Source organism: Thermodesulfobacteriota bacterium, assembly GCA_039028315.1.
Classification (GTDB): Bacteria; Desulfobacterota_D; UBA1144; order Nemesobacterales; family UBA2774; genus CR02bin9.
In genome coordinates this window covers 1-11380 of sequence record JBCCIH010000060.1, presented here as the reverse complement: position 1 = coordinate 11380, position 11380 = coordinate 1, and the positions used below count along the sequence as shown (strand labels likewise).

The 11380-nt window shown below is 39.7% G+C and carries 12 protein-coding genes; 6 read left to right on the top strand and 6 right to left on the bottom strand.

The window, feature by feature from the left end:
- Nucleotides 1–256, top strand: a 256-nt coding sequence (locus AAF462_05290) for a phosphoglycerate mutase (protein ID MEM7008533.1), incomplete at its 5' end; no start/stop codon positions are given.
- On the opposite strand, the gene mazG is transcribed toward AAF462_05290, so the two are convergent.
- Both mazG and AAF462_05280 read right to left on the bottom strand, forming a co-directional pair.
- Complete coding sequence (gene mazG / locus AAF462_05285; GenBank protein ID MEM7008532.1) at nt 253–1023, bottom strand: nucleoside triphosphate pyrophosphohydrolase; 771 nt, start codon at nt 1021–1023, stop codon at nt 253–255. The two genes, AAF462_05290 and mazG, sit on opposite strands and share 4 nt — an antisense overlap.
- Nucleotides 1024–1133: 110 nt before the next feature.
- The gene (locus AAF462_05280) at nt 1134–2267 is read right to left on the bottom strand and encodes a Xaa-Pro peptidase family protein (GenBank protein ID MEM7008531.1); all 1134 of its coding nucleotides are present in this window, start codon (nt 2265–2267) and stop codon (nt 1134–1136) included.
- Nucleotides 2268–2418: 151 nt separating this feature from the next.
- Here AAF462_05280 and AAF462_05275 point away from each other — a divergent pair, with 151 nt between their 5' ends.
- The 5 genes from AAF462_05275 to AAF462_05255 all read left to right on the top strand — a co-directional run bounded on the left by AAF462_05275 (nt 2419) and on the right by AAF462_05255 (nt 6736).
- Entirely contained in the window at nt 2419–2853 is a 435-nt protein-coding gene (locus AAF462_05275) for a hypothetical protein (GenBank protein MEM7008530.1), read from the top strand.
- 2 nt (nt 2854–2855) lie between these two features.
- The gene (locus tag AAF462_05270) at nt 2856–3341 is read left to right on the top strand and encodes a DUF4149 domain-containing protein (protein ID MEM7008529.1); all 486 of its coding nucleotides are present in this window, start codon (nt 2856–2858) and stop codon (nt 3339–3341) included.
- Nucleotides 3342–3364: 23 nt separating this feature from the next.
- The gene (gene erpA, locus AAF462_05265; GenBank protein ID MEM7008528.1) at nt 3365–3688 is read left to right on the top strand and encodes an iron-sulfur cluster insertion protein ErpA; all 324 of its coding nucleotides are present in this window, start codon (nt 3365–3367) and stop codon (nt 3686–3688) included.
- 148 nt (nt 3689–3836) lie between these two features.
- Complete coding sequence (locus AAF462_05260) at nt 3837–4862, top strand: LLM class flavin-dependent oxidoreductase (protein MEM7008527.1); 1026 nt, start codon at nt 3837–3839, stop codon at nt 4860–4862.
- A 68-nt stretch (nt 4863–4930) separates the two neighbouring features.
- Nucleotides 4931–6736, top strand: coding sequence for a carboxyl transferase domain-containing protein (locus AAF462_05255; GenBank protein ID MEM7008526.1), 1806 nt, complete (start codon nt 4931–4933; stop codon nt 6734–6736).
- 22 nt (nt 6737–6758) lie between these two features.
- Here the strand turns inward: AAF462_05255 and AAF462_05250 are convergent, their stop codons facing one another.
- From AAF462_05250 to AAF462_05235, 4 genes are all read right to left on the bottom strand, one after another.
- Complete coding sequence (locus tag AAF462_05250; GenBank protein ID MEM7008525.1) at nt 6759–7394, bottom strand: NADH-quinone oxidoreductase subunit I; 636 nt, start codon at nt 7392–7394, stop codon at nt 6759–6761.
- Between the two features lie 63 nt (nt 7395–7457).
- Nucleotides 7458–9230 (bottom strand): sodium:solute symporter family protein, encoded by a 1773-nt coding sequence (locus tag AAF462_05245; protein ID MEM7008524.1) that lies wholly within the window; start codon nt 9228–9230, stop codon nt 7458–7460.
- Nucleotides 9231–9271: 41 nt separating this feature from the next.
- A complete protein-coding gene (locus AAF462_05240; protein ID MEM7008523.1) occupies nt 9272–10762 on the bottom strand; it encodes a glycoside hydrolase family 3 N-terminal domain-containing protein in 1491 nt (496 codons plus the stop codon).
- A gap of 27 nt (nt 10763–10789) precedes the next feature.
- Nucleotides 10790–11380 (bottom strand): anhydro-N-acetylmuramic acid kinase (locus AAF462_05235; GenBank protein ID MEM7008522.1); only part of this gene is annotated, 591 nt, incomplete at its 5' end.

Below are 11380 nucleotides of genomic sequence, written 5' to 3'. Positions count from 1 at the left end.
TGACGGCAGGGTCGTGGGCAGAGTACTGGATGGCATAAAGAAGTTTGGAGATTATAAAATTCTAGTTATGTCAGATCACCCAACCCCTATAGATATTAGAACTCATATTAATGAGCCGGTTCCATTTGCCATATATAACTCAGCAGATGAGAGCGTTAAAAATGAAGAATTTGTCTATACTGAACGCTCGGCAAGCACATCCGACATATTCGTGCCGGAAGGATACAAGCTAGTCAGCATGCTGATTGATGATTAATCCCTTTCTTTTTTCACTTCGTCCCACAGTTCGTCCATTTCTGCTAACGTAAGCTCTGATAATTCCTTTCCTTGCTCTGAAGCTTTGTCCTCAACTTTACTAAACCTGCCAATAAAACTATCTATTGCTCTATGGGCCGATTTTTCAGAGTCGAGTTTTAGATGCCGTCCCAAATTAACGAGTGAAAAAACAAGATCACCCCATTCTTTTTCAATTGCTTCTTTATTATTATTTTCTATCTCTACCTCTAGCTCTGCAAGTTCTTCTTTAACTTTGGGAAGAACTTCTCCTGCGTTTTGCCAATCAAAGCCTACTTGTGAAGCTTTTTCAGACACTCTGTGAGCTCTTAGAAGTGAAGGCATTGTTTGAGGTATTTCAAGTAGTCTGCGTTTCCTGGTTTTTTCCTTTAATTTTTGTTTATGCCAGGTCTTTATTGCTTCATCAGCGTCTTTTGCTTTTTCATCCCCAAACACATGAGGGTGTCTACGGACCAGTTTGTTGTGAAGTCTGTCAATAACATCAGATATATCAAACTCTCCGTCTTCTGATGCGATTTGGGATGCAAAAATTACCTGAAAAAATAGATCACCCAACTCTTCAATTATTTCATCTTTGTCCTTAAGCTCTATTGCCTGTACAACTTCGTATGCTTCTTCGATTATGTATGGTGTTACGGTTTCTAATGACTGCTCTCTGTCCCATGGACAGCCCTGTGGGCTCCTCAGATATCTTGATAGCTCGACGAGATCATCAAAATTCTTTTTCATTTTATCTCCTAACTTCGGTTTAAGTAATTTATGGATACTTATGTAAGAATACACAGTAATAGGAATATTTATGTTTAAGAAATATAAAAGCAATATTACAAGCGAGACATTTAAACTTTAACCCTAAATCTTTTGGGATATTTGGTTAGATTGGTACAACCTTTCTTTTCGACAACTACAACATCTTCGATTCTGATCCCGCCAATTTTCTCATAGTATAAGCCAGGCTCAACAGTAACCACGTTCCCTTCCCTGAGCACCTCATCTCCCATTCCTATTCTTGGTGGCTCATGAATCTCAAGACCAAGACCGTGGCCTGTGGAGTGTATGAATCCCTGCTGTCTGCCGTTTATATTTCCGGTTTCAAACCCGCATTCATTAAAGTAGTCCACTATTGCAGTATGAACGTCTTTTGATTTGACCCCATCTTTTATCAGGCTTATGCCAAGCTTCTGACCATTAAGTACTGTGTTATACATCTTGATAAGCTTCTCCGAAGGCTCGCCTCTGATAACAGTTCTGGTCATGTCTCCGAAATAACCTGTCTCCTGAGACCTTGGGAAAATGTCTATGATCAAAGGCTTATCGGCAAAAACCGGTCCCTCTCCACTATGATGGGGCATCGAGGAATGAATACCTGAGGCAACAATTGTGTGTGATGCGTTATAGCCCATTCTTGATAACTCGGCATTAATCTCGCCCTTAATTTTTTCAGATGTTAGCACCTGTCCATTTAAATAGAGCTTGTTTCGTTTGATCTCTGAAGAAGCCACGATTCTTACGGCAAGATCCATAGCTCGTGCAGTTTTTCGAAGAGCGTCTTTTAAAGAGGCAATCTCCTTAGGAGCTTTTATAAGTCTTTCTTTAAAAAACGGCTCATCTTCTGAAACTTTTATGTTATATCCGCGTTTTCTTAATTCATCAGAATACTTAGCGGGGAACATCCCCGGAACTAGTGCTCTTTTAATCTTAAGATCTTTGAGCACTACATCTATGATATCGATAAATCTGATACGCTTTCGTTTCTTTGATGCTAATTTATTTTGGTATTCAGATAGCGATAAAACCCTATCTACTGTTGCCTCGCTCTTCCCCCTATCTATCTCAAGGTCACTTAATAAAAGTATTTTCTCACCCTTGTGCTCAATATACACAACGGGGTCGGGGACAAAAAAGTTGGTTCTATAGAGTAAATCAGCATTACCTTCAGATGTATCTATAATTAACAAAGTGTCCTTCTTCATTAGAAAAAATATACACAAGGACTGATCTAAATATCAAGTGAGCCAGTTGTATCAGGCTAAGAGAAAACAATATCTCTTATTTTTGACCAGCACCTGTTATAATAAAAATGCGATTTTGATACTTAAAACATATTTTTTGTAAGGGGGAACTATGACTAAAACTTCTATCATGATTTTAAGCGCTTTTATTTTTTCATTATTATCAATTATGAGTCTTGCCCATGCTGGAGATGCCAAAAAAATATCAATTGATGAAATTTGCGAGTCCAATATGGACGAGCCTATGACTGGGGATGATCTTTATAAAGACAAACTTGTACAAACAACTCTTGAGACAAACATGACAAGAAAAATCCATTCTCTTTGCTCCGATGCTCCCGAAGGAACATTTACAGTTGAATTTGTGACCAAGAGCCAAAGGGTAGTTCAGTGTTTTTGCAATGCTCCGGATCAAAAAGGAATTTTGGATACCACTAAAGGAAGCACTGTAAATATTGAGGGTACATTTAAGTCTATGACGGCCTCATTTTTTGAGAGTGAATCTAAACAGTGCACAATAACAATTCAGGAGTGCACATTTAATTAAAAATGATTACTGCTCTTAAGTTTCTATACACCTTATCGCTAAGTTTGTGGGTCGGCAGTATTTTCTTTTTAGCAATGATTGCTGCGCCCAGCATATTTAAAGTGCTGCAAAGAGAGCAGGCCGGAGATGTGGTTTCAGAGATCTTTCCAAAATATTACATGCTAGCATACGTTTGTGGGACAGTTTTGCTAGTCAGCTCTATTGCTTTAATTTATCTAGACAACCATCTATCTAATCTGTTAAATGCAGTTAAGATTGGAGCTATAGTAGTTATGATCGGACTCGCTGTATATGCAGGGGAAATAAACAGGCCCCAGGCTCATGAGGTTAGAACACAGATGAGGGCGGTTGGGGAAGGGGGGCCCGAATACACAAATTTACATAATAAATTCAGAGGCTTACATAGGACTTCGGCGATCACAAACTCTGCAATTTTCATTTTAGGCATTGCCTTACTACTGCTTAGTGCATATACTAATAGGGAATAATTAATAAAGGGAGGTAGTTATTAATGTTTACTGTAACTACTAAAGCGGCTGACGAGATTAAAAAACTATTAGCTGATGAGAATTTACCTGAGGCAGTGCTACGCGTTAGGGTAGTGCCTGGCGGTTGTTCAGGATTTTCATATGAAATGGGATTTGACGACGAAATAGAGAAGTCTGATAAAATTATTGAAAGAGATGGGATTAAAGTAGCAATTGATGAACTAAGCGCACCTTACCTAAATGGCGGAGTACTTGATTACACTGATGGTCTTGATGGTACAGGTTTCGCAATTAGCAACCCCAATGCAACCGGATCCTGTGGTTGCGGACAGTCATTTACCGCATAAAAAATAGCAATTTAAAATTAGATGGCTGGTTTAGACAAAAAGTCTAACCAGCCATTTTTTTTGCCGATCTTAACAACAATAGCCCTTTCAGGTTATAATTACCCCAATTTCTGAATTACTAATTAATCATAATTAAAGGAGCATAATTATGAAATTTGGAGTAGGTTACTACACAATGCAGTCACCGCCTCACAATAAAAGATCTCATAAAGAGCTCTATGGGGAAATGCTTGAAGAAATTAGCATGGCTGATCAGATGGGCTTTGATTCAGCATGGCTGTCAGAGCACCACTTTCTAGAAGATGGTTACTGCCCTTCATTATTATTAACCGCCGCTGCCATCGCTGCCAGAACTAATAATATACGCATAGGAACTGGTGTTTTACTTCTGCCTTTACATGACCCTGTTAGAGTAGCTGAAGACGCGGCAGTTGCGGATTTGATTTCAAATGGAAGATTAATACTAGGAATTGGTCTTGGATACAGAGAAGAAGAGTTTTCTGGCTTTGGGAGAACACTCAAGCAAAGACGAGGAAGAATGGAAGAAGGGATAGAGGTATTAACTAAAAGCTGGGCAAATGAATCTTTTAGTATAGACGGAAAGTATTATCAGCTAGATAATGTGAATGTAACTCCTAAACCGGTCCAACAGCCTATACCTATATGGATAGGGGCCTTTACCGAGCCGGCTATCAGAAGGGCCGCCAGAATTGGGGCACCTTTATACGTCCCTGCCATCGGTGTCATTCCCATAGTTAAATATTTGTTTGATATGCACTCAGATTTGCTAAAGGAGTATGGCAGAAGCCCCGATGATGTTGAAAAACCTCTTGTTAGAGAGATGTACATATCAGATAAAAAGGCTGATGATGCATGGGAAGATATTAAGGAACACGTTACATATACTGCTAAAGGTTATGCTTCATGGGGCTCAATGGTCGACAGAGAGGGTAATTTGCTCTCAGACCCAAGTGATCCTATCTTATATGATATAGCAAGGGATCAATCCATAATTGGAACCCCTGAGGAGTGTGTTGAAGCCATTAAACAGTATCAGGAGCAAACTCCTGCAGATAATTTGATCTGCCGATTTAAATTCCCTGGAATTAGCCATGAGGAGTCTATGAGATCCATGAGATTATTTGTCGAGAAAGTACTTCCTCACGTATCATAGTCTAAAGCGTTTAAATAGGGTAAATTACTATACTTTAAATAGAGAAAGAGAGCTGGAGAAAATTAAATATGAGCCGACCTTCAAAATTAATGCTTGTACACGAACAGGCTAGGTCATACAAAAAAATTAAATCAAAAGACATTATTGAATCTCTGTATGATGACTTTGTACCTTACAACGAACTTGAAGATTTTTCCTTAGAGTTAAAAGCTCCTTCTGGAAAAATTATCGAGCTTGCAGACGATCCCGCAGTTATTGTAGGAACCGCCACACTTAAGAGTAATGGCAAGAAAGTGGCCATCATAGCACAGCAGATGCCTACAAGTGACGATGACAGGATGAAATATAATTTTGGTCTTGTTAAAGCTGACGGATATGGGCTCGCTCACAATATGATGGAATATGCAGAACAGCATGATCTTATGCTTCATACATATGTAGATACAATCGGCGGAGACCCTTTTGAGTATTCTGCTGAAAAGCTGCAATCTTGGCTTATTTCATTTTGTCAGTCTAAGATGATTTCACTTAAAGCCAAGTCAATCTCAATAGTGCTTGGCAGCGGTGGCAGCGGTGGTGCAATTGCTTTTCAGCTTGCACATAAAAGGTTTATGTTATCAAGAGCTGAATATTCGGTTATTACTGCAGAGGGCTGCTCGGCGATCCTCTTTAGATCTGGAGATAAGATCGAAGAGGCGCTAGAGGTGCTTCAGCCTACATCAGAGTATATGCTCAAATACGGTATTGTAGACAAGGTTATTAAAGAGCCTTCAATTGACGGAGCAACTTACCTGACTAAAACCTTGGAATTAATAGACAAGGTGCTTGTTAAATCGACCGAAGAGCTTGAGAAAGCTGACACCAATTATCTTAAAAAAGAACTTATTGAAAAAATACAAAAAGTTGGAGAGGTTGAAAAAGGGGAGCACAGATACCAGGCAATAGCAAAAAAGATCAGAAGCTGGCTGCCGAGTGCATTTTCAAAAACTGCAACTCCTGAAGTGTCTCAAATGCAGATAGCACTTTATGGAGCTGAGCCACATTTTTGCAATGATGAGAAGGACGCCGACGGAAATATCACAAGACCTGGCTGCAGAAAGCATTTTGCCAAAGAGGATTTCAAAAAGAATTTCTTTTCTTGCCCATATTGTGAAAAACCTTCCCCACTGGGATCTGATGACTATCTAGATTTACTTCTTAATACAGACTCATTTCATGAGCTGCATTCTAATCTTAGTACTGAAAACATAGATGCTCGATTTAATTTCTTTGATTACTATGACACAAGAAAAAAGGCTTCTAAGCGTACAGACTCAAAGGATTCTCTGGTTGTAGGATATGGAGACATGTTTGACATCCCTGTAGCAATTGCAGTATCAGACTTTAGGTTTATGGGTGGATCCATGGGGGCAGTATTCGGGGAAAAGATGAAGCTTATTGTCGATTATGCAATACAAGAGGACTTACCCCTCATAGTGGTAACCGCATCAGGGGGAGCCAGAATGCAAGAGGGCACTGTCGCACTCTACCAAATGGCAAAAACAATCTCTGCTATTGTTAACCTTAAAGATGCTGGCCTACCATATGTATCTCTGCTTGGACATCCAACCACTGGAGGCGCACTGGCAAGCTATGTTGTTCAAGGAGATTTTATAATTGCTGAGAAAAAAGCAACAGTTGCATTTGCTGGAGACAGGGTTGTTAAATTAGCGAGCGGAGGTAGAGGGGTAGCGCCAGAAACTATGACCTCTGAGTTCTTTAATAAACAGGGCGGAATTCATCTAGTAACCGAAAGAAGTCAGCTAAAATCTTCTATTGCTGGCGCTCTAAGACTTACACCTTGGTTTAAGAGGTATGGTTCAAAAAGCGAATAATTTCTTAGCAATGTTAGTAGATTTAAGATCCTGAACTTTGGAAAGGATTATCGGTTGACACAGGCTCTGGAGCCTCGACATATGCTCCAGTGAGTTCTTTAACCTTCTGTATTTCCTCAATGCTGTCTAGGTTCTCACCTTTGCCCATTTCGTAGAGGAAATTAGCGTTATCTCTTGGAGCATCGCTCTTCACGTTAGGGTCAAAGAAAACTTCTTTTGTATGCACAAGCCCTGCTCTGTTGTATGAAGCAAGCTCATACTTCATTCCCATCCTAAGTGCATCACATGGGCAGGCCTCCACACAGAATCCGCAGAACACGCATCTCATAAAATCAATATTGTAAACCTTAGGCCTTCTCTCAATCCCGTAATCATCCGCGGGTTCGGCCACAATAGATATAGCCTGAGTTGGGCATGCTACCTCACAAAGCTTACAGGCAACGCATCTTATCTCACCCTCATCATCCCCTGGCATTACGTGAAGCCCTCGGTATCTCTCAGGCAATTCTTTTACTTCTTCAGGATACTGCACGGTTATAGGTTTAAACCTAAGAATATGACCAAGTGTAATTGCTAGTCCGCCCAGAATCTGGGGGATATACAGTTTTTCATACCAAGTGAGCTCAGGATGTTTTAGTACTTTAATTTTTATAGCCATATCTAATAACCTTAACGACTATAAGTTATAACATAATCCGTCATTTTTGGAAGTGATAAATCTTTATTTTAACTCTTCTCTCATCCTTATATATACAATAACTCCCGAGATTACCGAGAGAATTATGCATATAGCACCAAAAGAAAAACTGCCGAGCAGCATCTTTCCAACCCCTATCATTCCGAATATTAAGAAAGCCACGCCTAATAACCAGTTGTAAATGACCGGCATAAATTTTGGCTTAGTAATCTGTGGATGTTGATCACTTGCAGGCTTCCACCAGCCCCATGGACGAACTCTTTTGTAAAAATTTCCCAGTGTCTCGTTCGACTCTGGTTTAGTTAAAAATGTTACAACTATCCAGGTTATAATAGAAACTGGTATGACTAATATCTGATGCTTTAGCTCAAGCGAGACGCCGTTTGCTTGTGTGTATATGAATAGGACGAGAATTGTAAATAGTGAAGCCGCCAGAGCAGATATCTCAGACCATGCATTTATCCTCCACCAAAACCATCTGAGTATAAGCACTAAACCTACACCCGCGCTCATGGCCCAGAGAAATATCCAGGCCTTGCCAATATTGGTGATATAAAATGCAAAATAGCCTGCGAGTATGGTTAATATTAATGTTACAAATCGAGAGATTAAGATATAATGGCTCTCAGAAGCATTTTTCTTAATAAAACGTCTATATATATCGTTCATCAAGTATGAGGCGCCCCAGTTTAGCTGGGTAGAAAGTGTAGACATAAAAGCCGCGAGAAATGTTACAAATAAGAGCCCCTTCAGCCCAGGCCCTAGATAGTCTCTTATAACAACAACATACATTGCTTCATGATCGCCGCCGTACTCCTGAACCCTTGGATAGATAATCAGAGTAGCCAGCGCTACAAGTACCCAAGGCCAGAGTCTTATGATGTAATGATTAATCGCAAACCATGCCATACCTAATACTGCATGTCTTTCGTTCTTGGCAGAGTTAATCCTTTGTATAATATATCCGCCCCCGTCAGCATTATGAGATGACCACCAGATAATTGTTACATATACAAGAAATGCAAAGAAGCTTGAGTCAAGAACTCCCTCACTGACAGGATCACCGCCGGACGGGGTCATAAAAAAGGATATATGTTCTTTATCAATTTTGCCGAGTTTATCTATAAACCCAGAGAAACCTCCAATTTCCGGAGATCCGATTACAACCCAGGCAAGTATTACGGTTCCGATAACTGCAATGAAGTACTGAAGAAAATCAGTAAGAGCTACTCCCCAAAGACCTGACATCATAGTATAGAAAAACGCTATAGAAATACATATAATTATCGCTAAATCGGTATCTATACCAAAAAATACCTTAAACACCTTTGCCATAGCACTAATTACCCAGCCCATGACTATGAAATTAAACAGTGTCGAAAAATAAAAAGCCTTAAACCCCCTAAGGAATGCGGCCGGTTTTCCGCTGTAGCGTATCTCTATCAATTCGTTATCAGTTATTACTTCGGCTCTTCGCCAAAGCCTGGCAAAAACTACTACAATAAAGACACTACTGAAAATATAGTTCCACCAAAACCAGTTCTTCCATATTCCACCCTCTCTAATCCACCCAGTAATTGCAAGCGGCGTGTCGGCAGCAAAAGTAGTCGCCACAATAGATGTGCCCAGAATGTACCAAGGCAAACTACGTCCTGATACAAAGTAAGAAGACATGCTGGAGCTTGCCCTTTTAGTGAAATATATTCCAATTCCCAGAGACATTAGGAGATAGGCTGCTACAATCAGCCAATCAAGGGGGCTAAGTGCAGATAAAGCGTTTTGAATTGATTCAGGCATCTGATTCTAATTTACCTAAAGCGAATTTAATACAAACAGTTTTATTTTAGACTGACCGGTAGTTTGGCCTTGGTTGATATTTTTCCTAACAGAACATCTGCTGCAGCTTTTTGACATTCATCTAATATATCAAAGCTGCATAAAACAGTATCAAAACTATCTAACCCCTCTACAACATAGGGCGAGCCAAAAGATACCAGTATAGTTTTGCAATTAAGTGGACCAATATATTTAAGCGACGATATGTATCTGCTAGGTAGAGTTGACTGCTTTTTCCATGCTCCTATTGTTGTATAAACCAGACAAATTATAGTAGAATCCTCTGTGATACGAAATCTTGATGAATCATCTGCAACTACAACATTTACTCCATGTGATTCCATCTGCTCAATAAATGGAATATAAATTTCGCTTTCACAATTGGTAACATCAAACGGGCATATCGATACACCGTCTAGATCTGAAGGTCTCCCTTTAACAAAACATACTGATTCATTCGCTATTCGTTCTTTTAGTTTAATAGCGTCAATCTCTGAAACCTTATTGGCTGCATTATTTGTGAGCCATTTTTCTTTAATATTTAGAATTCTTTCAACCTTAGTATCTAATCCAAGATGGTTAGGTTCTAAAGTAGCTAGATTTGAGACTAACTCCATGGGATTTAAAGGATCGAGAATGATATCAGCGCCTGCATTTAGTGCTCTTGTCGATATATCATATTCTTTGCCTAATTTTATTATGCCTTCCATATGGAGAGAATCTGTAACGACTAGACCTTCATAGCCCATTTTATCCCTCAGAACACCAGAAATGAGCTCGTTTGAGACCGTAGCAGGGCTTCCATCACCAATTTGAGAGAATCCTATGTGTGCAGTCATTATAGATGCTACACCAGCCTCTATTGCAGCCTGAAAAGGGACTAGATCAATTTTTTCAAGAGTTTCTAGCTCTGTATCCAAAACAGGCAAATCAATATGTGAATCAACCCCAGTGCGGCCGTGTCCCGGGAAATGCTTAGCACACGCCAGAACGCCGTTATCTTGGCAACCCTTAACAAATGCGCTGCAAAGCCTTGATACAAGCTCTGGATCATCACCGTATGATCTTATATTGATTATTGGATTGTTTGGATTTGAATTCACATCACAAACCGGGGCGAAAAGTAAATTAAGCCCGCAATCTTTCATTTGATGAGCAATAAAACTAGCTTGCTCATAAACAAGGTCTTCATCGCCTATGGCTCCAATAGACATGTTAAATGGAAAGCGCTCCATATCCTTAACAATCTGCCCTACGCCCCTCTCGCCATCACAAGCGAAAAAAAGAGGAATATCTGAAAGTTCTTGAAGCTCAGATGTAGCTTCGATCACGAACTCGCTAACGGCGTTAAATATAATAAAGCCGCCAACCTGGTAGTCCTTAAGTAGCGTTCTTGCCATTGGCAGAGAATCAGGATCACCAAAATCTATTCTGGGCATTATAACCTGCCCTATTTTTTGAGCTGTATTTAGATTGTTTAGTTTAAAAATCATATCTAGTTTCTGATAATATGAATTGTATTAGTCTCTTCCTAAAGATATTTTGCCCATGGGCACTTTTCTTGCGGCTCCTGTAACGTTGGGAAGGTTATTCGTATTTCCCGAAATAAGTTCATTTGCAAGCACAGCAAACGCTACAGCTTCTTTTGCATCTACTGAAATCCCGTATTGATCTGAAGTCGAAATTTTAATTGGACTAAGTTCATTTCTGAGTCTGTCCATCAATACGGCATTATTACAGCCTCCGCCGCTAAAGATAACTTCTTCTATATCCCATTTGGGATATATAAAATTCTTGTAAGACAAAACTATAGACTGAGCTGTTAGCTCTAACAAAGTGGCCATCAAATCTTGAAGACTTATCATTTCTTTTTCTACATTGGCATACAGAGCAGCAGACATCTCTTGCCCGAACATCTCTTCTCCTGTGGATTTTGGAGGCGGATTATCATAATAGGGATCATCCAGAAGCTTGTTTAGAATTTCTTGATTTACTGTTCCTGACGATGCCAGTTTACCGCCATTGTCATACTCTTTCTTACCACTAGTGGATATCTGCATAATTTTATCCATAAGCATATTTCCAGGACCCGTATCAAACGCAAACACTTG